24 protein-coding genes are annotated in these 25,412 nt (G+C 66.6%); 20 read left to right on the top strand and 4 right to left on the bottom strand.

From position 1 onward, the window contains the following. The first annotated feature begins 93 nt into the window (after positions 1-93). Together WKW79_RS03050 and mdoH are read left to right on the top strand one after the other, a co-directional pair. The gene (locus WKW79_RS03050) at positions 94-630 is read left to right on the top strand and encodes a cytochrome b (protein ID WP_340333614.1); all 537 of its coding nucleotides are present in this window, start codon (positions 94-96) and stop codon (positions 628-630) included. Continuing rightward, entirely contained in the window at positions 528-2,381 is a 1,854-nt protein-coding gene (gene mdoH / locus WKW79_RS03045) for a glucans biosynthesis glucosyltransferase MdoH (protein ID WP_340333613.1), read from the top strand. Before WKW79_RS03050 ends, mdoH begins: the two co-directional genes overlap by 103 nt. A gap of 39 nt (positions 2,382-2,420) precedes the next feature. On the opposite strand, the gene WKW79_RS03040 is transcribed toward mdoH, so the two are convergent. Together WKW79_RS03040 and WKW79_RS03035 are read right to left on the bottom strand one after the other, a co-directional pair. After that, positions 2,421-4,328 carry an acyl-CoA synthetase gene (locus tag WKW79_RS03040; protein WP_340333612.1) on the bottom strand — a complete coding sequence of 636 codons (1,908 nt, stop codon included), beginning with the start codon at positions 4,326-4,328 and terminating at the stop codon, positions 2,421-2,423. A gap of 54 nt (positions 4,329-4,382) precedes the next feature. After that, positions 4,383-5,213, bottom strand: coding sequence for a phytanoyl-CoA dioxygenase family protein (locus WKW79_RS03035; protein WP_340333611.1), 831 nt, complete (start codon positions 5,211-5,213; stop codon positions 4,383-4,385). A 158-nt stretch (positions 5,214-5,371) separates the two neighbouring features. Between WKW79_RS03035 and WKW79_RS03030 the strand changes: the two genes are divergently transcribed. The 10 genes from WKW79_RS03030 to WKW79_RS02985 all read left to right on the top strand — a co-directional run bounded on the left by WKW79_RS03030 (position 5,372) and on the right by WKW79_RS02985 (position 16,236). Further along, the gene (locus WKW79_RS03030; protein WP_340333610.1) at positions 5,372-6,826 is read left to right on the top strand and encodes a sensor histidine kinase; all 1,455 of its coding nucleotides are present in this window, start codon (positions 5,372-5,374) and stop codon (positions 6,824-6,826) included. Then, positions 6,823-7,449: a response regulator transcription factor gene (locus WKW79_RS03025; RefSeq protein ID WP_340333609.1), complete on the top strand. Its 627-nt coding sequence runs from the start codon at positions 6,823-6,825 to the stop codon at positions 7,447-7,449. Before WKW79_RS03030 ends, WKW79_RS03025 begins: the two co-directional genes overlap by 4 nt. A 114-nt stretch (positions 7,450-7,563) precedes the next feature. Further along, positions 7,564-8,082, top strand: coding sequence for a GlcG/HbpS family heme-binding protein (locus WKW79_RS03020; RefSeq protein ID WP_340333608.1), 519 nt, complete (start codon positions 7,564-7,566; stop codon positions 8,080-8,082). A 5-nt stretch (positions 8,083-8,087) separates the two neighbouring features. Further along, entirely contained in the window at positions 8,088-8,774 is a 687-nt protein-coding gene (locus WKW79_RS03015; RefSeq protein WP_340333846.1) for an ankyrin repeat domain-containing protein, read from the top strand. A 203-nt stretch (positions 8,775-8,977) separates the two neighbouring features. Next, positions 8,978-9,607 (top strand): response regulator, encoded by a 630-nt coding sequence (locus tag WKW79_RS03010; RefSeq protein ID WP_340333607.1) that lies wholly within the window; start codon positions 8,978-8,980, stop codon positions 9,605-9,607. 12 nt (positions 9,608-9,619) lie between these two features. After that, positions 9,620-13,303 carry a response regulator gene (locus tag WKW79_RS03005; RefSeq protein ID WP_340333606.1) on the top strand — a complete coding sequence of 1,228 codons (3,684 nt, stop codon included), beginning with the start codon at positions 9,620-9,622 and terminating at the stop codon, positions 13,301-13,303. A 27-nt stretch (positions 13,304-13,330) separates the two neighbouring features. Next, a complete protein-coding gene (locus WKW79_RS03000; protein ID WP_340333605.1) occupies positions 13,331-13,966 on the top strand; it encodes an FMN-binding negative transcriptional regulator in 636 nt (211 codons plus the stop codon). Further along, complete coding sequence (locus tag WKW79_RS02995; RefSeq protein WP_340333604.1) at positions 13,959-14,180, top strand: hypothetical protein; 222 nt, start codon at positions 13,959-13,961, stop codon at positions 14,178-14,180. Before WKW79_RS03000 ends, WKW79_RS02995 begins: the two co-directional genes overlap by 8 nt. Before the next feature lie 23 nt (positions 14,181-14,203). Beyond that, the gene (tadA, locus tag WKW79_RS02990; RefSeq protein ID WP_340333603.1) at positions 14,204-15,295 is read left to right on the top strand and encodes a tRNA adenosine(34) deaminase TadA; all 1,092 of its coding nucleotides are present in this window, start codon (positions 14,204-14,206) and stop codon (positions 15,293-15,295) included. After that, positions 15,292-16,236: an LD-carboxypeptidase gene (locus WKW79_RS02985; protein WP_340333602.1), complete on the top strand. Its 945-nt coding sequence runs from the start codon at positions 15,292-15,294 to the stop codon at positions 16,234-16,236. Before tadA ends, WKW79_RS02985 begins: the two co-directional genes overlap by 4 nt. Positions 16,237-16,269: 33 nt before the next feature. On the opposite strand, the gene WKW79_RS02980 is transcribed toward WKW79_RS02985, so the two are convergent. Further along, on the bottom strand, positions 16,270-16,506 hold the full coding sequence (locus WKW79_RS02980) for a hypothetical protein (RefSeq protein ID WP_340333601.1): 237 nt from the start codon (positions 16,504-16,506) through the stop codon (positions 16,270-16,272). Between the two features lie 415 nt (positions 16,507-16,921). On the opposite strand from WKW79_RS02980, the gene WKW79_RS02975 reads away from it, so the two are divergent. After that, complete coding sequence (locus tag WKW79_RS02975) at positions 16,922-17,869, top strand: adenylate/guanylate cyclase domain-containing protein (protein WP_340333600.1); 948 nt, start codon at positions 16,922-16,924, stop codon at positions 17,867-17,869. Here WKW79_RS02975 and nhaR read toward each other — a convergent pair. After that, entirely contained in the window at positions 17,866-18,762 is an 897-nt protein-coding gene (nhaR, locus tag WKW79_RS02970) for a transcriptional activator NhaR (RefSeq protein ID WP_340333599.1), read from the bottom strand. The two genes, WKW79_RS02975 and nhaR, sit on opposite strands and share 4 nt — an antisense overlap. Positions 18,763-18,899: 137 nt before the next feature. Here nhaR and WKW79_RS02965 point away from each other — a divergent pair, with 137 nt between their 5' ends. The 7 genes from WKW79_RS02965 to WKW79_RS02935 all read left to right on the top strand — a co-directional run bounded on the left by WKW79_RS02965 (position 18,900) and on the right by WKW79_RS02935 (position 25,366). Beyond that, positions 18,900-19,598: a Bax inhibitor-1 family protein gene (locus WKW79_RS02965; protein ID WP_340333598.1), complete on the top strand. Its 699-nt coding sequence runs from the start codon at positions 18,900-18,902 to the stop codon at positions 19,596-19,598. An 11-nt stretch (positions 19,599-19,609) separates the two neighbouring features. After that, positions 19,610-20,140, top strand: a complete 531-nt coding sequence (locus WKW79_RS02960; protein WP_340333597.1) for an Rrf2 family transcriptional regulator — start codon at positions 19,610-19,612, stop codon at positions 20,138-20,140. A 146-nt stretch (positions 20,141-20,286) separates the two neighbouring features. Continuing rightward, a complete protein-coding gene (gene serC / locus WKW79_RS02955) occupies positions 20,287-21,369 on the top strand; it encodes a 3-phosphoserine/phosphohydroxythreonine transaminase (RefSeq protein ID WP_340333596.1) in 1,083 nt (360 codons plus the stop codon). Next, the gene (locus tag WKW79_RS02950; protein ID WP_340333595.1) at positions 21,362-22,546 is read left to right on the top strand and encodes a phosphoglycerate dehydrogenase; all 1,185 of its coding nucleotides are present in this window, start codon (positions 21,362-21,364) and stop codon (positions 22,544-22,546) included. Before serC ends, WKW79_RS02950 begins: the two co-directional genes overlap by 8 nt. A 187-nt stretch (positions 22,547-22,733) precedes the next feature. Beyond that, the gene (locus tag WKW79_RS02945; protein WP_340333594.1) at positions 22,734-23,339 is read left to right on the top strand and encodes a DUF4231 domain-containing protein; all 606 of its coding nucleotides are present in this window, start codon (positions 22,734-22,736) and stop codon (positions 23,337-23,339) included. Positions 23,340-23,431: 92 nt separating this feature from the next. After that, on the top strand, positions 23,432-24,007 hold the full coding sequence (locus WKW79_RS02940; RefSeq protein ID WP_340333593.1) for a hypothetical protein: 576 nt from the start codon (positions 23,432-23,434) through the stop codon (positions 24,005-24,007). A 3-nt stretch (positions 24,008-24,010) separates the two neighbouring features. Then, a complete protein-coding gene (locus WKW79_RS02935) occupies positions 24,011-25,366 on the top strand; it encodes a TRAFs-binding domain-containing protein (RefSeq protein ID WP_340333592.1) in 1,356 nt (451 codons plus the stop codon). Positions 25,367-25,412 lie beyond the last annotated feature (46 nt).

The following is a 25,412-nucleotide window of genomic DNA, read 5'->3' as shown; positions in this document are numbered from 1 at the left end:
TCCACCGGCGGCGCCAAGGCCGCAGCCGAGGACATGCTCCGGCTGCGACCGCTCAGGCTCGCTGATCGCCGCCCGACGAATCTGGAGGCTTGTATGACACCTGTGTCGCGCTACGCTGCTTCGTCCCGTTGGTTGCACTGGCTGATGAGCGCGCTGGTGCTTCTCGTCGTCATTCCAGCCGGTATCTGGATCGCCTTCTTCGAGCCGGCCGACGAGGCCTTCAAGATGCGGCTTTACAACGTCCATGAGAGCTGCGGCGTGCTGGTGTTCGTGCTGGTGCTGATACGCATCGTCAATCGCCGCCTGAATCCGCCGCCGCCGCTGCCGCTCGACATGCCGCCCTGGATGCGCTTCGTCGCGCATGCGAACCATATCGGCCTTTATGTGCTGCTGGTGCTGATGCCGGTGATCGGCTTCCTGGCCACCAATGCCTGGGGCTTTCCGCTGTCGGTCTTCAACGTGCTGCCGATCCCGTCGCCGGTGGGCAAGGACGAGGCGCTGGCCAAGGTGCTGTCCTTCCTGCACCTGTGCGGCGCGATCGCGATCGGGCTGATGATCCTGGGGCACCTGGCGGGCGTCGTGCATCACACCTTCATCCGACGCGACGGGCTGTTGCGCCGCATGCTGTGAAGGCAGCCGAAGCAGTGAACGCCGGCCTGCGCTGGCGGCGTGCCGGCTTTGCGCTTGCCGTGGCGGCCACCGTGGTAGCCCTCGTCTGGCTGATGGCCGCGACGCTGTTCGTCGAAAGGGTCGATGCGATCGGCCTCGGGATGCTGCTGGCCTTCGCGGTCACGCTGCCCTGGACCGTGGTCGGCTTCTGGAATGCGGCCATCGGCCTCGCGTTGATGAGCGCCAGCCGCGATCCCGCCGGACTGGTAGCGCCGCACCTCCACGCCGCCGACCCGCGGCAGCGCATCGAGGCGTCCACGGCGCTGCTCGCCTGCATTCGCAACGAGGACACGGGCCGGCTCTCGCGCAACCTGGCCTGGATGCTCGACGGGCTGGTCAACAGTGGTCAGGCCGCGGCCTTTCAGCTCTACGTTCTCAGCGACAGCGACGATCCCGGGATCGTGGCAGCCGAGGCCGGCATGGTCGCCCAACTGGAGGCACGCTTCGGCTCGGCCGTCGCGCTGCACTACCGGCGCCGCGAGCAGCACCACGGCTTCAAGGCCGGCAACATCCGCGGCTTCTGCGAGCGCTGGGGCTCGCTGCACGACTACGCCATCGTGCTCGACGCCGACAGCCTGATGACGCCACAGGCGATGCTTCGGCTGGTGCGCATCATGCAGGCGCGACCGGGGATCGGCATCCTGCAGACGCTGGTGACCGGCCTGCCCAGCGCCAGTGCCTTCACGCGCATGTTCCAGTTCGGGATGCGACTGGGCATGCGCTCGTACACCTTGGGTGCCGCGAGTTGGCAGGGCGACTGCGGACCTTATTGGGGCCACAACGCCATCCTGCGCCTGCCACCCTTCATCGAACACTGCAAGCTGCCGGAGCTGCCCGGCCCGCCGCCGCTCGGTGGCCCGGTGTTGAGCCACGACCAACTCGAGGCCGTGCTGATGCGGCGCGCCGGCTACGAAGTCCGCGTACTGCCGGACGAGCAGGGCAGCTGGGAGGAGAACCCGCCGAACATCCTCGAGTTCATCCGGCGCGACCTGCGCTGGTGCCAGGGCAACATGCAGTACCTGCAATTGCTCGGCTTGCCTGGGCTGCGGCCGGTCAGCCGCTGCCAGTTGCTGTTGGCGATCGCGATGTACCTGGGGGCGCCTGCCTGGCTTGCCTTCATGATGCTCGGAATGTGGCGCGAGCAGCCCTTCAGGGCCGACTTCGGACTGGTGTTGTTCATCGCGGTGATGGGCATGAACCTGGCGCCCAAGCTCGCGACGATCGTCGACGTGCTGCTGCGCGCTCCGCTACGCCGGGCTTATGGCGGGGCGCCGCGCATCGTTTGCGGCGCATTGCTGGAGTTCGGCTTCTGGGTGCTGACGGGCCCGGTGGTGGCCGTGGCCGTGACCCTGTTCCTGCTCGGGCTGCCCTTCGGGCGCCGCGTCGGCTGGGCCGCACAGCAGCGCGACGTGCAACGCATCGACTGGCGGGTTGCGCTGCGCGGGCTTTGGCCACAGACGGCGCTGGGCCTGGTGCTGGCCGGCCTGGTGTGGTGGCGGACGCCGGGCGCGATCTGGCTCTGGTCGCCGGTTCTGGCGGGCCTGATCGGATCGATTCCGTTTGCCTGCTGGAGCGCGCACCATGCGGTCGGCCGCTGGTTGGTGCGTTGGGGAATGTGCCGCATACCGGAGGAAGCGCCGGTCGCTACGGGGCTGGCGCCGCACGGCTTGCCGGTACATGCGCCGGGGGCGACTGTGCCGGCGGCTGAATGAAGCGGCCCGCGAGCCGCGCATTGCGGCCCGCAGGCTGTATCAGCTCCAGACCACCTGATGCTTCCAGACCAGCGGCCCGATGCGCGCGCCGACGGCCTGCGCCAGCGGGTCCCGCTCGCTGGCATCGACGCCTTCGAACTTGACCGTGATCAGGTTGCCGTTCACCGGGCAGGGGCCGGCCGACACCGACATCTGCTTGCCCGCAGGCACGACGTCCTCCAGCATCTTCGTGACCGTGCGGCCTGCCGCATCCCAGCGCAGTGCGGGCTTGAACACCTTGCCCACGGCCGTCAACGGAATGCTGTCGACGAAGTACAGGTTCACCGGCACTGCGGCGCGCTCGGGCGTGCGCTCGGCGACGAAGGCACGCAGTTCGGCCGCATCGGCCGTCACGCCCGCCTTGAGCTGCACGTAGGCGACCGGAAGCTCGCCGGCATACACGTCCGGCTGCCCGACCACCGCCGCCAGCGCGATGGCGGGATGCCGGAAGAACACTTCCTCCAGCGCCATCGGGTCGATGTTGTGGCCGCCGCGGATGATCAGGTCCTTAGCGCGCCCGGTGACCCACAGGTAGCCGTCCTCGTCGAGCCGGCCCAGGTCGCCGGAGTTGACCCAGCCCGGCTCCACGAACGCGCCCTTGTTGTGCTTGTCGTTCAGGTAGCCAGAGAACACGCCCGGCCCGGCCATCGTGATCACGCCGATCTCGTTGACCTCGCAGTCGCGCACATAGCGGTCCTGGTCATCGAGCTTCACGACGCGCACGCGGGCATACGGGACTGGGTGCCCGACGGCACCGATGCGGATCGGCCGCGTCTCGTGCGAGATGAGGTGCACGCTGGAGGTCTCGGTCATGCCGTAGACCTCCATCACCGGAACGTTGAAGCGCTCCGCGTAGGCCTTGCCGACCGGCACCGGGATGGCCGAGCCGCCGCCCGCCACGCGCTTCATGCTGGACACGTCCGCGCCATCCACCGGCACGTTGAGCGCGGCCGCCATGACGGTGGGCACGCCTCCGAAGACCTCGGGCTTGTAGCGTTCGATCAGGCGCCACACATTGCGTATGGATGCCGGATTGCGCCAGCCCGCCGGCGACAGCACGACCAGCGCGCCACCCGCCGCCAGCGTCGCCAAGCCCTGCGTCAGCGCGCCGCCCACATGGAACAGCGGCAGACCAAACAGGAAGGTGCAGCCCGGCTTGAGCCTGAGGATCAGTCCCATGGCCCAGGCCTGGGAAACCTGGTTGGCATGGGTGTGGCGCACGAGCTTGGGCAGGCCGGTGGTGCCCCCGGTGTGGAAGTAGGCGGCGATGTCGCTGGAGGCGATCTGGCGCTTGCTGATCAGCCTGTCAGCAGGCTGGCGCGCGACTGCGGTGTCGAAGTTGTGGACCCCTCGCGCGGCATCGTCGGCGCCGCCCACCACGAACACCGTCTTGAGCTCCGGCATCAATTCGCGGATGCGCTCGACCTTGGCCCAGATGTCGGTGCCGGGGACCGGCCCCAACGCGACCAGCACCTTGGTATTGGCCGCACGAAGGATCTCCGCAAGCTGGCCAGCCTCCAGCAGCGGGTTCACCGGATTCGCGATGCCCGCGGCCTCCGCGCCGAACAGCGTGAAGAAGGCCTGCGGCACCAGCGGCAGCAGGAAGCTCACCACGTCGCCGGGGCCGACCCCCGATTCGGTGAAGAGATTGGCGGCCTGCGTGACGCGGCCAAGGAACTCGCGGTGGGTCACGCGCACCGGCGTTTCATCAGGGTCGGCGTTGGGCAGGAACAGCAGCGCCGGCGCATCGGGGTTGCAGGCCGCGCCCAGTTGCAAGGCCTCGTAGGTGCTTGCGGCGGCGATGCGTTCTTCGTAGGGCACGGTCTCGAACTCGCGGATCTCCGCGTCGTTCGCGAGGGTCGGCCAAGTGTCGCCAATGAATTTGTCCAGCGGATGAATGTGCGCCATGGGATGTCTCCCTTTCTCAGTGGGTGGATTGCGCGTTGTTGAACCGGTTGCCTGTCATGCCCTTGCCGCCTCGACGACGTTGATGTAGCCCGGACGCAGGACCTTTGTCGGATGCGAGGCGGTCACGTGCCCCATGAACGGCGCCATGATTTCGTAGCCGAGCAGCGTCTGCAGGCGCGGCGACATCTGGCGCACCAGCGCGGGCGGAATGCCGAGGAAGAAGTTCTCCTGCGTGCGCGCCCAGGGTTCGCAATATTGATTGGAGAAGGCCAGGCGTTCGGCATTGCTGCGATTGGCGCCGCCGCGGTGGAGCAGGGTGCCGAGGAAGACGACGCAGGCGCCCGCCGGCATTTCCATGGGCACCAGTTGGCTTTCGAGGTCCGGTGGCATGTCGGCATCGGCGTCATACCCGTCGTAGGCGCCGGCGATCTGCGCGTCGCTCCAGCGGTGGCTGCCGGGAATCACCTCGGTGCCGCCGTTCTCCGCGGTGAAGGCGTCGACCGCGACGATGGTGCTGATGCTGATGGAGGGCCTTGGCCGCGGGATCGGATAGAAGGAATCGTCGAAATGGATCGGCTGCGGCGTCTCGCCGGGATGGATGCAGATGGCCTGGCTGGCGGTGAGCAGGTAGCCGGGCGCCAGCAGCTTGTCGAGCAGCGCCAGCACGCGCGGGTCTTCGGCGATGTCCTCGAAGCAGCGGCCCCGGCCGGCGAGCGTGTAGACGCGTTCGGTCTTGAAACCCTCGAAGTTGTTGCGCCCTGCATGGGTGCTGAGAAAGGGGGCGAGGCCGGCGCGCACGCGCGCGATGTCGTCGGCCTTCAGGAAATCCGGAATGACGGTGAAACCCTGCGTGTCCAGTTCGTCGAGATGACGTTGAACGTCCATCGGTGAAAGCTCCCATGCGCTGCGCGGCGCGCTCAATGTTGGTGGGATCGGCGCCGGGAAAAGCCGGCCTGCAAAGACTAGCGTGCTTGCCTGCCGGCGCGATTCTGGTTATCCATGACCCGGGGACCAGCTGCCAATGCGCGGGCACAATCCGCGCCATGAATCAACGGTTGCGCGCGCTCGCTGGCTGGTGGCTCGCGTGGCTTGTGGTCAGCGCGGCGGGTGCGGCATGGCTGGCGCGCAGCGAATTGCAGCAATTGCACGAAGCCTTCGAGACCGATGCGCGCATCGCGCATCGCCTGATGAGCCAGCAGGTGGTGCAGTACGACGCGGTGCTGGCCACGCTGGCGTTGCTCGGCAGGGCGGGTGCGGCCGATTCGCCCGAGCAGCGGCTGACCTCGGTCTATCCCTCGATCCTCTCCGTCGAACGCCATGAGCGCGGCGGCTCGTGGCCCGATGCCGCACTGGCCGAGGCCGAGGCGCAATCGCGCAGCCAGCACCGACCCGCGCTGGCACAGGTCGACTTCACGCGGGGCCGCTATCGGCTCGTCATCGGCGCGGAGCCAGTGAGCTATGCGCTCGACATCGATTTGGGCGCGACCGTGCCCTGGGGTGACTGGCCGATGGACCCCAAGACCAGTCCGAGCCGCGTGACCATCGAGCAAGGGGCGCAGCAGTTCATCGTGCAACCGGGGCGCATCGGCACCGACGGCTGGCGCTTCGATTTCCGCAAGGTGCTGGCCTCGGGCAGCCAGGCTTTCGACGTGGTGGCGCAGCGCAATGTGGCCTGGCGCGAACTGCCCTGGATCCTGATGGCGGCCTGGGCCCTGGCCGTGGGCGTGGTGCTGGGGGGGACGCGCATGCTGTTGCGCCAGCGCGAGGCGCGGCGCCGTGCCGAGGAGTTGTTGCGGCTTGGCCAGGTGGCCCGGTTGAACGCGCTGGGCGAACTCGCGGCCGGCATGGCGCATGAACTCAACCAGCCCCTGACGGCGCTGCTGGCGAACACGCAGGCCGCTCGACGCCTGTTGGCCGAAGAGCCTCCGGAACTGGAGACGGCCCGCGACGCGATGGGCAAGGCGGCCGAGCAGGCCCGCCGCGCCGCCGAGGTGGTGGCGCGGCTGCGGCGCGCGATCGAGCGGCCGGATGGCCACGGCCGGCGCGAGCCGGTGGCGCTCCAGGACGCGGCGCGCAGTGCGCTGTACCTGCTGGAGCCGGAATGCACACGGCGCGGCGTGGCTGTGAGCTTCGATCCGGGCGCGGCCGTGCGCGTGCTGGCCGACCCGGTGGCGCTGGAGCAGATCGTGCACAACCTCCTCATCAATGCCTTGCAGGCGCTGGACACCATGCCGCCCGGCAAGCGTCGCATCACGATCAATGTGCTCGTACAAGGCGCGATGGGCCAACTGGTGGTGAGCGACAGCGGCCCCGGCATTGCCGAGGAAGCGCTGCCGCGCCTGTTCGAACCCTTCTACAGCACCCGCGAAGGCGGCCTGGGCCTCGGCCTGAGCCTGAGTGAATCGCTGGCCAGCGACATGGGCGGCTCGCTCGCCGCCGACGCATCGGCAACCAGCGGTGCGCGCTTTGTCCTGAGCCTGCCGCTCTCACCAACATGAACCCGCCGTTGTCGCCCCTCATCCACCTCATCGACGACGACCAGGCCGTGCGTGACAGCCTGGCGCTGCTGATCGGCACGGTGGGCCTGCGCGTGCAGACTTGGTCCGATCCGCAAGCCTTCATCGACCAGTTCGACCGTGGCGGCATCGGCGCGATCGTGCTCGACGTGCGCATGCCGGGCATCAGCGGGCTTACCGTGCTGGACCGGCTGGTGGCCCAGCAGGTGGACCAGCCGATCATCATGCTGACCGGCCATGGCACGGTGGAGATGTGCCGGCGCGCCTTCAAGTCGGGCGCGGCGGAGTTCCTGGAGAAGCCGGTCGACGACGAGCAATTGCTCGAGGCGCTGCAGCATGCGGTGCGCCAGCACGTCAACTCGCGCGAGCGGGCGCAGGTGGACCAGTTCGCACGCGAGCGCTTCGCACAGCTCTCCGAGCGGGAGCGCGAGGTGCTCGGCATGATCGTCGCCGGGCTGACCAACAAGGAGATCGCACGGGCGCTGGCGCTGTCGCCGCGCACGGTCGAGACGCATCGGGCCAACCTCTTTGCCAAGCTCGACTGCGACTCGCTGGCGCAACTGATCCGCCGCTATGCCGCGCTGGCGGAACGGGCCGCTCCGTAGAACTACGGAGCGTCGCGCGTAGCCCTACGAATGGCGGCGCGGCAGGGCATTTTCTACAGTGCCGAAGCGGTTGGCGCTCCTGCCAGCACGGTCACCTCACACTGGAGATTTCCCATGCATTCCATCCTTCGTCTCGGCGCCGTCGCGCTGGCTTTCGCAGCCGTTGGCGCACAAGCGCAACAAGCGGCACAGCCCGCCGCCCAACCCCTGGTCCGCACCGAGAAGAACATGTCGCTCGAACTGGCAACCCAGATCGCCTCCGCCGCCGTCGCAGCCTGCGCGGCCAACGGCTACAACGTGGCCGCCACGGTGGTCGACCGCGCCGGCACCGTGCGTGCCGTGCAACGTGCCGACAACGCCGGCCCGCACACGCTGGCTTCAAGCGAACGCAAGGCCTGGACATCGGCATCGGCCAAGGCACCGACGCAAGCCATGATGGAAGGCTCGCAGAAGAACCCGGGCGGCGCCAACCTGGTCTACCTGCCGGGCATGCTGCTGCTGGGCGGCGGCGTGCCGGTGAAGGCGGGCAACGACGTCATCGGCGCCGTGGGCGTGGGTGGCGCGCCGGGCGGCCACCTCGACGAGCAATGCGCCAACGCAGCGCTCGACAAGGTCAAGGGCCTGCTGGGCTGATGCGCATGCTTCGCCGCCTGTTCGCGCTGCTGGGCGTGCTCTTCCTGTGCGCCGGTCCCGCAGCGGCGCAGGTGGCGCCATCGTCCACCGAGGTGCAAGCCTACGAAGGCCTTCACAAGGCCGCCTGGCGGGGCGACATCGCCTCGTTGAACAGCCTGCTGAAGGCGGGCGCGGACATCAAGGCGCGCGACGCGCAGGGGCGTACGCCGTTGCATGTCGCGACCTATGCGCGCCACAGCGACGTGATCCGGGCCCTCGCGAAGGCCGGCGCGGACCTCAACGCGATGGAGAACGACCGCTACGACGCGGTCACCATCGCGTCGGTGGCCAACGATCCGGCCACGCTCGCGACCTTGCTGTGGCTCGGCGCGAGTGCAAGCCAGGTCACCAGCCGCTACGACGGCACGGCGTTGATCGCGGCGGCGCATCTGGGACATGACGAAGTCGTTCGCCAACTCATCACGGCGGGCGCGCCACTGGACCATGTCAACAACCTGCACTGGACGGCAGTGATCGAATCGATCGTGCTGGGCGATGGCGGTGCGCGGCACCAGCGCACGCTGGCACTGCTGGTCAATGCCGGCGCCAACCTGCAGTTGACCGATCGGGAAGGCAACACGCCGCTGCAACTGGCGACGAGGCGCGACTACGGGGCCATGGTGGCCATGCTGAAGACGGCCGGAGCGCGTTGAAGAAGGTGTGAATCTTTCTACTGCGGCCACCGATCTCGGGCCTGCGCTCCTCGCCGTACCGAAGTACGGCTGCGGTGCTTAACCGGACCTCGGCGCCCTCGCTACGAAATCTTCACACCTTCTTACGATTCGCTTCGAGGCTGCGAACCCCCCTAGAATTTGCCGCTGGGGGGTCACGCCTGTTCCGAGAGGATCGAGCCGCCATGCACTCTGTAGTCATCGTCGACGATCATCCCGCCATCCGCGTCGCTGTTCGTTCCGTCCTGGAAGGCAGCGGGCTCTTCAAGGTTGTCGGCGATGCCGATTCCGGGCCGGCCGCGCTGACGGTCATCCGGGACCTCCAACCCTCCCTGGCCATCCTGGACCTCGACCTGCCCCGCATGAACGGGCTGGAACTGATCGAGCGGCTCAAGGCATCGAACCCCATGCTGAAGCTGCTGGTGCTGTCGGGCCAGCAGGAATCGATCTTTGCCACCCGCGCCCTGCACGCGGGGGCCAATGGCTTCCTCAGCAAGTCGGAGGACATGGCCTCGATCGTGCAGGCGGCGCAGTCGGTGCTGTCGGGCTACAGCGTCTTTCCGAGCGGTGCGTTGACGTCGCTGACCGGGCCTGTGGGCGCCTCGCCGGCCGACCTGGTCAAGAGCCTGTCGGACCGCGAGCTCAGCGTCCTGCAGCACCTGGCGCGCGGCCTGAGCAACAAGGAGATCGGCGACATGCTGCTCATCAGCAACAAGACGGTGAGCAGCTACAAGACGCGCCTGTTCGAGAAGCTGAACATCTCGACGCTGGTCGAACTGGTGGACTTCGCGCGCGCAAACGGCCTGATCACCTGATAAGGTGCAACGGTGGCCACGCTCGGTCTGGTTCGGCGGTGGCAAATCTGGAAGGCGCTGGGCCTGCTGGTGCTCTTCATGGTGGGCATGGCAAGTGCGTGGGCCCAGCCCACACCGCCCGCCCCACCGCCGCAATTGGTGGGCTACACCCACTTGCCAAAGCTGCCGCTGGCATTGAGTGCCAACGATCGGCAATGGCTCGCGGCGCACCGGACGCTGGTCGTCGGCGTCCTGCCGAACGACCTTGTGCCCTTCGACCTGATCGGGCTCGACAACGAATACAAGGGCATCTCCGCCGACTACCTGGATGCGATTGCCACCGCACTGGACGTCGACATCCAGGTCAAGACATTCGCTTCGATCGAGGAGGTCACCGCGGCATTGGCAAAGGGCGATATCGACATCCTTCCGACGGTCCCGCGCATGCGGGCCAGCGGTCCCTTGGCGCTCACCGCGGCGTATTTCCTCAGCCGCCATGTGGAAGTCACCGCGCTGAACGGGCCGATCGATCGCAACGGTCCGATCAGCGTGGGCTACGTACCGGGCCACGTTCCGTTGGAGGGGCTGCAAGCGGCGTACCCTGCCGCGAAACTCGTTCCTTTCGCGGGCGTGTTCCTTGGGCTGACCGCGGCAGCCGACGAGAAGATCGCCTTGTTCGTGGAGAACGGCGCCTCGGCCAGCTATCTCATCGACCAGTACCAGCTGAGCAAGCTGCGGCTGGCCAACTTCGGGGAGCAGCCGATCTATTCGGTCCACTTCGCCGTTCGTCCCGGCGACAAGGTGCTGCATGAACTGATCGACGAGGTGCTGACCTCGCTGCCGCTGCGGGTGCGCCAGGACATCAAGGCGCGATGGTCGCCCACCTACGAGCCGACCGAGCCGGCCGAGCGCGTCAACCTGTCGGACGAGGAGCGGAAATGGATTGCCGCGCATCCGGTGGTGCGCTATGCGGCGGTGCCCGATCGCATGCCCTTCATGTTCGTCGACCCATCGGATCGCTATGCCGGCCTGACCGTGCAGATGATGAACAAGATCACCAGCGAAACCGGCCTGAAGTTCGAGCCGACGGCGTCGCGCGCGGGCAGGATGGGTGACGCAGACCTGCTGCCGGTGCTGCTCAGCGGCCAGCAACCGGAGGGCGACGTGGTGGCGTCGGCGCCGTATTACCGGGGTTACTGGGTGCTGGTCTCGCGGGTCGGCGACCCTGACATTCTTCGCACGGACAAGCTGGCCGGCAAGCGCATCGCGTACCTGCCGCCCAACGGCGTCGCAGAGGGACTCAAGGAACGCGTGCCGGGCATCGAACTGGTGCCAGTCGCCTCCATTGCCCAAAGCTACGAGGACGTGGCCAGCGGCAAGGCGGACGTCACGGTGGGCAACGTGAACACCGCGACCTACCTGATCCGGCAAAGCTATGCCAACCAGCTCAAGGTCGCCGGCGCCATCGGTGATGCGCCGGTCGACGTCGCCTTCGGCGTGCGGGGGGACAACCCGCTGCTGCTGTCCATCATCAACAAGACCCTGCTGAGCATCACCCCGGAAGAGATGCGGCGCTTGCGCACCAACTGGACCTTCTCCGACCATCCTTCCACCGGCTGGAGCCACTATGCGCACTGGATCTACCCGATCGGCGCGGCCTTGCTGCTGTGCCTGGTGCTGGTCGCGTTCTGGAACCGCGCACTGAAGAAGCAGGTGACCCGGCGGCTCGAGGCCGAGGCGGAACTGCGCGACCAACTCATCTTCCAGCGCGCCATGCTGGAGGGCATACCCCACGCCATCTGCGTGCGCGACATGCACGCCCGCTTGATCTTCTGCAACGCCGCGTTCGAGAACTTCTTTCATGTCGATCGGCAGGATGTCCTCGGCAAGACGCTGACCGAATCCAACGTGACGGAAGCCACCCCCAAGCAGGTGAGGTCGGTGCATGCGCAGTACATGCGGCTGGTGGCAGAGGGCGGCAGCATCAACGAGGACCTGGACGTCATGCTGGGCGGCGAGGTCAAGCACATCAACCACTGGGCCGCGCCCATCTCGCTGGTGGAGGGCGGGGCGCGCGTGGCCTTCGTGAGCGGCGCCATCGACATGACGGAGCGCCAGCAGATGGTGGCGCAGATCGAGACGGCACGCGAAAAGGCCGAGGCGGCGAACCGTGCCAAGTCGAACTTCCTGGCCACCATGAGCCATGAGATCCGCACCCCGATGAACGCCGTCCTGGGCATGCTCGAACTGATGGTGCGCGAGGGCAGGCTCTCACGGGAGGACCTGGCTTCTGCGGACCTGGCGCGCAAGTCGGCGCAAGGCCTGCTGGGCTTGATCGACGACATCCTCGACATCTCCAAGATCGAGGCGGGCGGCCTGGAGGTGATTCCGCGTCCGGCGCAACTGCGACCGCTGATTCGCGAGGTGGCAAACGTGTTCGCCAGCATGGCGCGCCAGCGTGGTCTCGGCATTGCCGTGGAGATCGACGAACGGGTGGCGCAGTGGCACGCAGTGGACGGGGTGCGCTTTCGCCAGATCGTCAACAACCTGGTCAGCAACGCGATCAAGTACACCGACGAGGGCGGCGTCACGGTCCGCCTGCGCCATGTGGCCCGGGCCGAGGACACGGAGTACATCGAACTGGAAGTGAAAGACACCGGCATCGGCATCGGGGCCACCGATCTCGCCAACCTCTTCAAGCCCTTCTTCCAGGCCGAGGCCGCGGGGCCGCGCGCCATCGGCGGCACCGGCCTGGGCCTGCCCATCGTGCAGCGCCTGTGCACGAAGATGGGCGCCGAGATATCCGTGCAAAGCCAGCGCGGCAAGGGAACCCAGGTGCTGGTGGAACTGAGGCTGCCGGTCGTTGCCGCGCCGGCGGGCTGGCAGGATGCGGTCGAGGCCGAGGGCGCGCCGGAGGCGCCGGCTTCGAGCCTCCGCGGGGGCAGGGTGCTCGTGGTCGACGACCATCCGGCCAACCGGATGCTGCTGAAGCGGCAACTGGAATTCCTCGGCATGCAATGCGAGACCGCGGAGGACGGCGAAATCGCATTGGACGTGTGGCGCCACGACGACTTCGACGTGGTCATCACCGACTGTTCGATGCCGGAAATGGACGGCTATGAACTGACCGAGGCCATTCGCGCCATCGAGCAGGAGAAAGGCCTTCCGCGAAGGCCGGTGCTGGGCTGCACGGCGCACGTGCAGGAAAAGGAACGCCAGCACGCGCTCGACGTCGGCATGGACGAATGCCTGATGAAACCGCTCAGCGTCGATACCTTGCGCGATGCGTTGCGTCGCCATCTGCATGGCGGCGCCGCAGAGGTGCCTGCTTCGGAACAGCCCGCGTCGGAATCGGCGACCGACTTGCCCTTTGATCTGTCGACCCTGAAGGCCTTTTCCGGCGGTGACCCTGCGATCGAGGCCAGCTTTATGGAGGCGCTGTTGCGCTCGAACCTGTCGGACGCAGAGGAACTCGCCGAGCACGTGCAGTCCGGCGACATGGGCAAGGCAGCCTCTGGGGCCCACAAGATCAAGGGTGCTGCGCGCCTGGTCAAGGCCGAGTCCGTGATGCGCGATTGCGAAGCGCTGGAAGCCGCCGCCAAGGAGGGCGATACGGCCACGGCACGCGAGCACTTCGCGGCCCTGCAACACAGCCTGGCGGAATTCAACGACGCGCTCACGGCGCTGTTGCAGGCGACGGTGCCGCTGGCACACTAGGGCTCGCCGCATCTCCCACGAAAAAACATGTACCTGCCTCCGCAATTCAACGAGAAGAATCGCGACGTTGCCATCGAGTTGATGCGCGCGCATTCCTTCGCCAGCCTCATCGCCACCGACGACGAAGGTCTGCCTGAAGTGACGCACCTGCCGCTGGTGGTGGATGTGCGCGACGAGACGCAGTTCTCCCTGCTCGGCCACTGCGCCAAGCCCAATCCCCTTTGGCGCTACCTGCGGGCGCGCCCGCGCGCCGTCGTCACCTTCCAGGGGCCACACGCCTACATGTCGCCCAGCGTGTATCCCGACCTGGCCCGAGTGCCGACCTGGAACTACCTGGCCGTGCATTGCACTGTCGAAGCCACGCTCATTGAATCGCCACAGGAGAAGGATGCCTTGCTCAAGCGCCTGATCGGCGAGCACGAGCCTCCCTATGCCGAGCAATGGAAAGGCCTTGGCGAGGAATTCCAGCTGAAGATGCTGGCCGGCATCGTCGGCTTCGAATTGAAGGTGGTCGCGTGGCAATGCAAGCTCAAGCTCAACCAGCATCGCAAGGAGGCCCATGCCGCGATGTACGCCGCCTACAGCCAGGGCACGCCGGACGAGCAAGCCTTGGCCGCGTGGATGCAGCGCCTGGGCATGACCGAAGGAGTCCAGCATGCGTAGCCTGGGCCTGGTGGGACTCGTACTGGCGCTGGTGATCGTCGGCCTGCTGGTGAAGAAGCAGATGAACACCTTGATGCCGGCGGCCGTGCCGCCGGTTGCCGGCGCTCCGGCACCCAATGTGCGCGAGCAGAGCCAGCAGATCCAGCAGCAGGTGCGCCAGCAGGTCGAGGCCGCGATGCAGCAGCCGCGTCCCTTGCCCGACGACGCAAAGTAGATTCGGAATTCAGAAGCAGCCCAATGACGGACGACGACTGGATGCAGCGCGCGCTGGAGGAGGCGCGTGCTGCCGCCGCGGCCGGAGAGGTACCGGTGGGCGCGGTAGTTGTGAAGGACGGCGCGCTGCTCGCCAGCGGACGCAACACCCCCATCGCGCAGCACGACCCCAGCGGCCATGCCGAGATCAACGCCCTGCGCGCCGCGGCCCGGGCGCTGGGCAACTATCGGCTCGAAGACTGCACCCTCTACGTGACGCTGGAGCCTTGCGCGATGTGCGCGGGCGCGATGTTGCACGCGCGCCTGGCGCGCGTCGTGTTTGGCGCTGCGGACCCGAAGACGGGCGCCGCAGGCTCTGTGGTCGACCTCTTTGCGCAACCCAGGCTGAACCATCAGACGAAAGTGCAGGGCGGTGTGTGCGCGGCGGCCTGCGCGACGACGTTGCAGGAGTTCTTTCGCGCCCGCCGCGTCGAGGCGCGCGAGCAGGCGCAACCCCTGCGCGACGATGCCTTGAGAACGCCAGATGCACGGTTTACCGACCTGCCGGACTGGCCCTGGACTGCGCGCTACTTCAGTGACTTGCCCAGCCTGGCCGGCTGGCGCCTGCATTTCGTCGATGAAGGGCCGCGCGATGCGCCGCTCGCCGTGGTCGCGCTGCATGACGCGGGGCAGTGGGGCTACCTCTATCGCCACCTGGTCGCGCGGCTGGCGGCGTTCGACGGTCCGCGCGTACTCGTGCCGGACCTGATCGGATTCGGCCGCAGCGACAAGCCCAAGCGCGCGTCGGTGCATTCGCTCGAATGGCATGCGACGGTGATCCGCGAATGGATCGAGCGGCTGGAGTTGCCGCGCGTGCTGCTGGTCCATGCAGCCGACGACGCGACCCTCGCCGCGCTCGTCGCGTCGTCGCTGCCGGCGGCGCGGCTGGCAGCTTGCCTGCCGGTGCAAACGCAACCTGATGCTGCGAGCGCGCAGGCATGGAGCGCGCCCTACGTGGACGCGGGCTACCAGGCAGGCTTGCGCGCATGGCCGGTCAAGCGCGGCGCGCTGCGCGACCTCTCGCCAGCCGAGGCGGCACGGGCCGCACAGGCCGCAATGGGATACTTCGCGCCGTGACAAAACACATCTACATCTATTCGCCTGCGAGCGCGGTGCGCGACAAGGCGGCATTCAAGCGCGGCGTCGCACGCCTCAAGGCCCTGGGCCACGAGGTCGAGATCGACGAGGCTGCACTCTCCGTTTATCAGCGCTTTGCCGGCGACGACGCGACTCGCCTGGCGGCCATCGCCCGTGCGGCAGCCAGCGGCGCCGACGTGGCCCTGATCTCGCGCGGCGGATACGGCCTCACGCGCATCCTCGATGCCTTGCCCTACAAGGCCATTGCCAAGGCCATTGATCACGGCACCGAGTTCGTCGGGGTCAGCGACTTCACTGCCTTCCAGCACGCACTGCTGGCCAAGACCGGCGCGGTGACCTGGCAAGGCCCGGCGGTGGGCGAAGACTTCGGCGCGGAAGGCGGCGCCGACGACATCATGGAAGCCTGCTTCGACGACCTTCTGTCAGGACAGGGCGAAGGCACCGGCTGGCGGCTGCCGTTGCGCGACGCCGATGCGGCGAGCGGCATGCGCAACATCCACGACGCGCAGTTGTGGGGCGGCAACCTCAGCGTGCTCACCAGTCTGCTCGGCACGCCGTACTTCCCGGCCATCGACAAGGGCGTGCTGTTCCTGGAAGACGTGAGCGAGCATCCATACCGCATCGAGCGCATGCTGGAGCAACTGCGCCATGCGGGCGTGCTGGCGCGCCAGAAGGCGATCCTGATGGGGCAGTTCACCGGCCATCGCAAGGTGCCCGGCTACGACCGGGGCTTCGGCATGCAGACGGTGGTGGAGCGTTTGCGTACGCAGATCAAGGCGCCGGTGCTCACGGGCCTTCCGTTCGGCCATGTGCAGACCAAGGTGTTGTTGCCGGTGGGCGCCAGGGTCGAGCTGGCGGCCGACGGGCGCGATGTCTTCATGGTCTGGGGGCACCGCCACGCTCATCATCACCATCATTGAGCGGGGAGTGCGGGCGCGGGGGCGCCCGTGGCTTCACATGTTGAAGCGGTGATGCCGGCGCGGACCCATCGTCTCGGGCAGCCGGCCCTTGAACATGCTGTTGATGGGGCGCAACTGGCGGCGGGCCGCGGCCTCGCCGTCGAGTTCGCTGATGGCGCACATCATGTCCTGGCGCAGATACCAGAGCGCTTCCAGATCACCCGCGAAGCGCACGCGTTGGGCCACGCGCTGGACGCCATGGCCGCCATGCACTTGCAGCAATGACAACATCGCATGGCGCACCCGACTCGTATGGCGTTGCTCCGAATCGCGCAGGCGGAACCCTGGAAGCGAAAAAAGCCGGAGGAAACTGCTTGGTAACACCATGACGGAAGGCAAATGAGCTGAAGCCGTTGATAGCGGTACCTTACGATTCGTCAAGCTGGCGTACAAGATGGGGAAACATTAATTAATGTTTAAAAACAACATAGTTCACAAAAAAGTTAAGGCGCTGCTTGAGCAAGCAATACCTAAGTTCTACATTTGGTAACCAATCGCGGCAACGCAGGATCAATCCTTTTCGGAGAGTTCCAAATTGCATGCAATTGGCGTTGGTTTGCCCAATGATCCATGCAAGACTGCAATCCAATGGCAAAGGCCCGGTTTTGCCATAATCGACGGCAATCGCGCCCCAGAACTCAATCCAATGGCTGCACCTCCCACTGTCGTTTTCGCGGACCTGACTGGCAGCACGCGCGTGTTCGAGGCCATGGGCAATGCGCGGGCGACGGACACGGTCACGCGCCTGGTGCAGTGGATCGGCGGCGTGTGCGAATCCCACCATGGCCGTGTCGTGAAGACGCTGGGCGATGGCATCTTCGCGATTTTCCCGAACGCCGCTGGCGCCGTCGACGCGGTGCTTGAACTCCAGCGAAATCACCAGAAGCGCCTGATGGCCTGGCCGGCGCCGCTGCGCATGGATTTGCAGATCGGCGTGGCCAGCGGCGAGGTGGTGGAGGTCGACGGGGATTCCTATGGCGATGCAGTCAATCTGGCGTCGCGGCTCAGCGATTTGGCAGGCCCCGGCCAGATTTGGGCCACCGCATCGGTCATCGACCAAATCACCGATCCGGGCCTGCGGCATCGCAACCTGGGCCCGATCAATATCCGCGGCAAGACGGAAATGCCGATCGTGCATCGCATTGACTGGCAGGAAGAAATCACCGAATTCATGACGGTGCCGGCCGCGCTCGTGCACCAGGCCCGCGTGCCCGATTCTTCATTCGGGCAGATCGAACTCTCCTGGCTCGACGTGCGCTCGATGTTCCGCGCGTCCGACCTGCCGATCCACCTGGGCCGCGTCGACGAGGCCGAGTTCGTGGTCAACGACCCGCGCGTGTCGCGCCTGCATGCCCGCATCGAGGCGCGGCAGGGGAGTTGCGTGCTGGTCGACGTCAGCACGTACGGCACTTGGGTGCGTTTCCATGGTCGCTCCGGCGCCAGTGGCGAGATCGCCCTGCGTCGTGATGAGTGCGTGCTGCATGGCAGCGGCGAGATCGGCCTCGGTGCGCCGCTGAGCGACTTCAGCGCGCCGACGATTGCGTTCAACACCACGGGCGGCAACGTACTCCTGTCGCGCAAGGACGCACGTTAGCTTTTCAGGAACTGCAGACGCGCGGCCTGGGTGATCGCCACCACGCACGGGTGCGTGATGCGCCGCTCCACAGAGATCGCGAAGAACTCCTCCAGCAACCCCTGCGCCCGCCCCAGCACCTCGACGCCATACTGGGCGCAGGTCTCGTCCTCCAGCACGGTGGGCGACATGAACACGCCGCGGCCCTCGCCGCCGAAGGCCTTGAGCAAGGCGGCGTCATCGAATTCGCCAATGAGCCGTGGCCGCAGGCTGTGCTCGGCCAGCCACAGGTCGAGGCGCTGCCGCACCGCCGACGAGGCGCCCTGGATCAGCATGGGCGCGCCATCGAGGCAGCCCGGGAAGTCGCTGGCGAGGGAGTGCTTCAAGGCCGGCGCGGCGAAGAAGCTCATGGCCGTGCTGCCCAGCGTGTGGTTGAAGGCCTTGACGCTGGTCTGCTTGCCCATGGGCTCGTCGGCGATCACCAGGTCGAGCCGCTGCACCGACAGTTGCGCCAGCAGGTCCCGGAAGTTGCCTTCGTGGCAGATCAGCCGCACCGTCTCGGGGATCGCCAGCGCCGGCTCCAGCAGTCGATAGGCGATGGCCTTGGGCACCGCATCGGCAATGCCGACGCGAAAGATCAGCGTGCGCTTGCCCTCGCTGCGCTGGCCGAGCGCCATCTCGAGTTCGTCGCCGAGCGCGAAGATCTGGTCGGCATAGCTCAAGGCGGTGCGCCCGTCGGGCGTCAGTTCGAGGCCACGGCCGTGCTTCTGGAACAGGTGGCAGCCCAGGCGATCCTCCAGCAGCTTGATCTGCGTGGAGAGGGTTTGCGGCGTGATGTGCAACTGCTCGCCGGCCCGCGCGATGCCGCCTGCCTTGGCGGCGGCCCAGAAGTAGTAGAGGTGCTTGAAGTTCATTGGGTTTACCCGGGGATCGCTCAGTTTAAACAGAATGATCGATGTCGAAAATGCGACTTTTCCAGAATGCTCGGCAGCCCTACATTGGCCTGACGACACTTCGCATTCCTGCGGTTGTCGAACTGAAAAGGAAAGTCATGAACCACAACCTCCAGACCTTCGGCCATGCGCCCGCAGCATCGGTCGCCGAGGCAGGTCAACGCAATGCGGTACTTCGCAACACCTACTGGCTGTTGGCGCTCTCGATGGTGCCCACCGTGCTCGGCGCCTGGATTGGCGTCGCCACGGGCGTTGCGAACATGATGTCTCCGGGCATCAGCCTGATCGTGTTCCTGGGTGGTGCCTTCGGCTTCATGTTCGCCATCGAGAAGACCAAGGAGTCGGCGGCAGGCGTCCCGGTCCTGCTGGCCTTCACCTTCTTCATGGGCCTGATGCTGTCGCGCCTGGTCGGCAACGTGCTGGGCATGGCCAACGGCGCGAGCCTGGTGATGATGGCCTTCGCCGGCACCGGCGCGATCTTCCTGGGCATGGCCACGCTGTCGTCGGTGATCAAGCGTGACCTGACGTCGATGGGCAAGTGGCTGTTCATCGGCGCGATCATGTTGCTGGTCGCGGGCATTGCCAACTTCTTCATCCAGTCGAGCGCGCTGATGATCACGCTGGCGGTGCTGGCCATCGGCATCTTCTCGGCCTTCATCCTGTACGACCTGAAGCGCGTGCAGGACGGCCACGAGACCAACTACATCTCGGCCACGCTTGGCGTCTACCTGAGCATCTACAACGTGTTCCAGTCGTTGCTGGCCCTGCTGGGCCTGGGCGGCGCCCGCGACGAATAAAGGAGACGGCAATGCGTTTGACCACCAAGGGCCGCGTGGCCGTCAGCGCGATGGGTGACCTGGCGGCGCGCCGCAACCGCAGCCCGGTCTCCCTGGCCACGATGAGCGAGCGCCAGCAGGTGTCGGTGTCCTACCTGGAGCACCTGTTCGGCAACCTGCGGCGCCACGGGCTTGTCTCGGCGACGCGCGGGCCAGGCGGCGGCTACAGGCTGGGCCGCGATGCGGCGGCCATCAGCGTGGCCGACATCGTTCGCGCGGTCGAGTCCATGGACAGCGATGCGCCATCGGGCAGCATGGCGGCGCGGAACGAGCAGCGTTGCACCACGCCCGAGCTATGGGCCTCGCTGAACAAGTGCATGCTGGAGTTCCTGGAGAACGTCTCGCTGCAGTCGATCGTGAGCGACTCCGCGCGCGCGGCATGGGACGCGGAAGTGCAGGCGCAGGCGGCATCGCGTTCGAGGTTGGCGAGACGGCCTGGCCGACCTCAACCGGACCGGCCCATGCCCGTGAATTCGGTGTTTGCGCTGGGCGGGCGGGGCTGATCCCCCGAGGGCCGGGAAGCACCCGGCCCGCATTGGAATTTCAGTGCGCGGCGGGGTAATCCCTGCCCACCGCCTCTGTTGCAATTTGCCCGGACCTCCGGTCGAATGGCGAGCCCTTTTCCTCGCCATTTCCTGGAGATCCATCGATGACCCGTGTCTTCAACTTCAGCGCCGGCCCCGCGACGCTGCCCGAACCCGTGCTGCGCCAGGCCGCCGACGAGATGCTCGATTGGCGCGGCAGCGGCATGTCGGTGATGGAGATGAGTCATCGCGGCAAGGAGTTCATCGCGATCCATGCCGAGGCCGAGCAACTGTTGCGCGAGCTGATGGGCGTGCCGGCCAACTACAAGGTGCTGTTCCTGCAGGGCGGCGCCATCGGCGAGAACGCCATCGTGCCGATGAACATGCTGCGCGGTCGCAGCAGCGCCGACTACATCGACACCGGCGAGTGGTCGAAGAAGTCGATCAAGGAAGCCAAGAAGTACTGCAAGGTCAACGTGGCCGCCAGCTCGGAAGAGGGCGGCTATGTGCGCGTGCCGAAGCAGGACACCTGGAAGCTCGACAAGGACGCGGCCTACGTTCACATCTGCTCCAACGAAACGATCGGCGGCGTCGAATACCACTGGACACCCGACACCGGCGAGGTGCCGCTGGTGGCCGACATGTCGAGCAACTTCATCTCGCGGCCGATCGACGTGAGCCGCTACGGCCTCATCTATGCGGGCACGCAGAAGAACGTAGGCCCGGCCGGCGTGACCATCGTGATCGTGCGCGACGACCTGATCGGCCAGGCACTGCCGATCACGCCCTCGGCCTTCGACTACAAGATCCAGGCCGACAACGATTCGATGTTCAACACGCCGCCGACGTACACGATCTACATGGCTGGCCTGGTGTTCAACTGGATCAAGGCGCAGGGCGGGCTGAACGCGATTGAAGCGAACAACCGCAAGAAGGCGGCCGTCCTGTACGACCACCTGGAGACCACGTCCTTCTTCTACAACCCGGTGGCGCGCGAGGACCGCTCGTTGATGAACGTGCCCTTCAAGCTGCGTGACGAGTCGCTCGACGACGCCTTCCTCAAAGGTGCGCAGGCGCGCGGCATGGTGCAGCTCAAGGGGCACCGATCTGTCGGCGGCATGCGCGCGTCGATCTACAACGCGATGCCCATTGAAGGCGTCGTCGCGCTGGTCGACTACATGAAGGAGTTCGAGGCCAGCCATGGCTGAGCGCCTCCAGGTCCTGGTGCTGAACGAGATCTCGGAGAACGGACTTCAGCGCCTGCCCCTTGATCGCTATGCCACCGGCAAGAACATCGCTGCTCCGGATGCGGTGCTGGTGCGTTCGGCCGACATGCACAAGATGGAGATTCCGGCCAGCGTGCGCGCCATCGGGCGTGCGGGTGCCGGGACCAACAACATCCCCGTGAAGACGATGAGCGCCCGCGGCGTGCCGGTGTTCAACGCGCCGGGCGCCAATGCCAATGCGGTGAAGGAACTGGTGCTGGCCGGCATGCTGCTGGCGGCGCGCAATCTCTCTGGCGCCTTGCACTTCGTCGGCGGTCTCGCGCCCGAGGGGCCGGACCTGGAGAAGACGGTCGAGGGCGGCAAGAGCACCTATGCCGGCTACGAACTGGCGGGCCGCACGCTGGGCATCGTGGGCCTGGGCAAGATTGGTTGCCTGGTGGCGGATGCGGCCATCAAGCTGGGCATGAACGTCCTTGGCTACGACCCCGAGATCACGGTCGACGCGGCGTGGAGCCTGCCCTCGCAAGTGAGGAAGGCCGGCAGCGTGAACGAGGTCCTGCGCATGGCGCAGTTCGTGACCTTGCATGTGCCGTTGGTCGATGCCACGCGCCATATGGTGAATGCGGACAACATCCGCCTGATGCGGCCCGGCGCGGTGTTGCTGAACTTCTCGCGCGAGGGCGTGGTCAGCGACGAGGCCGTGCTCGCGTCGCTGGCGTCGGGTCACCTGGGGCGCTACGTGTGCGACTTTCCCAGCGCCGCGCTGCTGCGCAACGATCGCATCGTGTGCCTCCCGCACCTGGGCGCCAGCACGCGCGAGGCGGAAGAGAACTGCGCCGTGATGGTGGCGGACCAGATGCGCGACTACCTGGAGAACGGCAACATCGCCAACGCGGTGAACTTTCCGAGCGTGAGCATGGCGCGCGAGTCGGCATTCCGCGTGGCGATTGCGAATGCCAACGTGCCCAACATGCTTGGCCAGATCTCCACCGCGATGGCGCGTGCCGGGCTGAACATCCACAACATGGTCAACAAGTCGCGCGGCGACATGGCCTACACGCTGGTCGACGTCGACAGCGCGGTGAGTGACGCGGTGCTGGCGGACATCGCGGCGATCGAGGGTGTGCTGTCGGCGCGGTACCTGCCGCTCGTCCACTGAATCGCAGGACAGGCGGGGTGAGGGACGCCCGCATCGGGTGGACGCCACCGTTCCCATTCAGGGATCCAGCGGGCTCGGCTGAGAACGAGCAACTATTGCTTGCGTCTTGCCTATGGCCGGGTGGGGCGCAAGTGGCTATGCTCGCGCGCCAGCGCGGCGCAGTCGCGCGCTCGAGATTGGAGTTGCCATGGCCTCTCAAACTGACAGCGCCGGCGCTTTCCAGGTGCCGCCCGAGGTTGCACGCCATCCGACATGGCTGCGGCTGGAAGACCAACTTCGCTACTACAGCCGAACCTGCGGCAACTACCGCAGGCGCTACCAGTTCGCGAAAGTCCTGCAGATCCTGCTCGGCGCTGCCATCCCGGTGCTCGCCGTCTCCGGTTTGCCGGATCCGGACTTCAAGCGCTTGAGCGCGCTGTTCGGCGCGTCTATCGCGGCGCTGGAGGGATTGATCCAGTTGTTCCAGTGGCATGCGTTGTGGCTTCAGTACCGCGACACTTCTGAACAACTCAAGCGGGAGAAGTGGCTGATGCTTGCGGGCGCAGAGCCCTATACCGGCGGGCCGACCAGCGCCACGCTGACCTTGCTCGCGGCGCGCATCGAAGCGTTGATGTCGACCGAACATGACGCCTGGGTGGGGACGTTGAAGCAGGCCGCTGCGCCGGCACCGGTGGCTGCGCCCGTGACTGCGCTGGTGGCCGCATCCGCGCCGACGATCGGACCGACGCTGACGCTCGCGCCGACACCGTCACCTGCGCAGACACCGGCGCTGGCGCCCGCCGCAAAAGGCTGAGGGGCCCTCGGCGCGCGGACGTGGGCTGTCCCGCGAATGATGCGCACAATGGCCTGGTCTGACGCAGCTGCCACCGACCAGGAACCGATGCCATGAGCCTTTCCGCCACACCCACGCAAGTCTTTCTCTTCAGCGGCCACATGATCGACGCGCCCGATCGCAAGTCGCCGCGCTTTCCCGCAGACAAGGAGCCCATCGCACGCGAAGCCATCGAGGCCGTGCTGGACCGCCTGGCCGCGGGCGCACAAGACCTGGCCATCTGCGGCGGCGCCTGTGGTGGCGACTTGCTGTTCGCCGAGGCCGCACTCGCACGCGGCGTCGCATTGGCGATGTACCTGCCGTTCGAGGTATCGACCTTCCTCCCCAAGTCGGTCACATTCGCAGGCGGCGATTGGCTTTCACGCTTCGAAGCGGCGAAGTCGGCCTGCGAGCTTCACATCCTGCCGGCCGAGCGCGGTGCGTTGAAGGAGGGCGAGGACCCGTACGAGATGAACAACCTCTGGATGCTCGAAGCCGCCAGTCGCTTCGGCCCGGAGAAGGTCCAGTTCATCTGTCTGTGGAACGGCAAGGGCGGCGATGGCCCCGGTGGGACGCAGCACCTCATGGAGGAGGTCCGCAGCCGGGATGGTCACGCGCACTGGCTCGACACCACGCGATTGTGGAGTTGATACATGAGCAGCGTGATCTTCAAGCCCCTGTGCTTCATGGTGATGCCCTATGGCAAGAAGGCCACGCTGGCGGAACCGGGCAAGGGGCCGGCGGAGATCGACTTCAATGCGCTGTGGGACAACGCCTATGTGCCGGTGATCGAGGCCTTGGGCTATCAGCCGGTCCGGGCCGACCAGGACACGGGCGCGATGATCATCACGCAGATGCTGGAGCGCCTTTTCTTCGCGGACCTGGTGCTGGCGGACATGACGATCGCCAATGGAAACGTCTACTACGAGATCGGCATTCGCCATGCCGCGCGCCGCAAGGGCTGCGTGCTGCTGGCCGCGGACTGGTCGCGCCAGTTGTTCGACCTGGCCCAGATGCGCACGGTGCGCTATCCGTTGCCGGAAGGGGCGATCCTTCCGGACACGGCCGCCGCGATCCAGGCCGCGATCAAGGATGCAATCGTCGGGCTCGCTGCTGGCACGTCTCCCATGCACGGCGCGATTCCGGGTTATCCGACCGAGGTCGACGAGAGCACCGCCGCAGGCATGAAGGACCAGATGGCGATGCTCGCGGCTTTCCAGGCCGAATTGCGAACGGTCCGCGCATTCCCGAAGACGGAGCGGATGGCGCGCGCACAAACGTTGGCGGACAGCTATGTGAAAGGGCCGATGATCGGCGCCGTGGCCATCGCGCTGATGCTGATGCTGCGCGACTGTGCCGACACGACGGACGACTGGAACCTGGTGGTCAAGTTCATCGATGGCCTGAACGCCGAACTGCGGGCGATCCCCGAACTCATCGAGCAGCGCGCGCTGGCGCTGTCTTACGCGGGCCAGCATGTCGATGCGATCGCGGCGGTGGAGGCCATGGTCGCCACGTCCAAGCCGACGCCCGAATTGATGGGGCTCCTGGGCGGGCGCTACAAGCGCTTGTACAAGGACGCGACGACGCCGGAGGATGCGAGGAAATTCCTGGCCCGCTCCATCGACAACTACGAGAAGGGCATGCAGCTGGACCTGAACGAGTACTACTGCTCCAGCAACCTGCCGAGCCTGTACCGCATCCGCAAGCGTGCGGGCGATGAGAAGCTGGCGCTGTCGGTCCTGCAGTTGGTGATCGCGGCGTGCGAGCGGGCCCGGCAGCGCGGCTCGACGGACCCGTGGCTGCGCGCCACCTTGCTGGTCGCGGCCTTCGACTCGGGTGATGCCGACAAGGCCGAGGCGCTGGCCGATGAAGTCGAGAGTGGCGATGCGGCCGACTGGCAACTCAAGAGCATCATTGGGCAGTTGGAGCTCAGCCTCGCGAACGCGGGGGACGACGCGACCATGGCGCGGTTGTCGGCGGTGATCGAGAGGCTTCGGCCGGCTTGAAGGCGTTCAAAAATACGGGACGGTTGCAATCGCCGCGATGCGGGTG

This window comes from Variovorax robiniae (assembly GCF_037889955.1).
In the GTDB taxonomy this organism is placed as follows: Bacteria; Pseudomonadota; Gammaproteobacteria; order Burkholderiales; family Burkholderiaceae_C; genus Variovorax; species Variovorax robiniae.
Note: the sequence above shows the minus strand (reverse complement) of the source record. Positions and strands in the feature narration are given on the sequence as shown.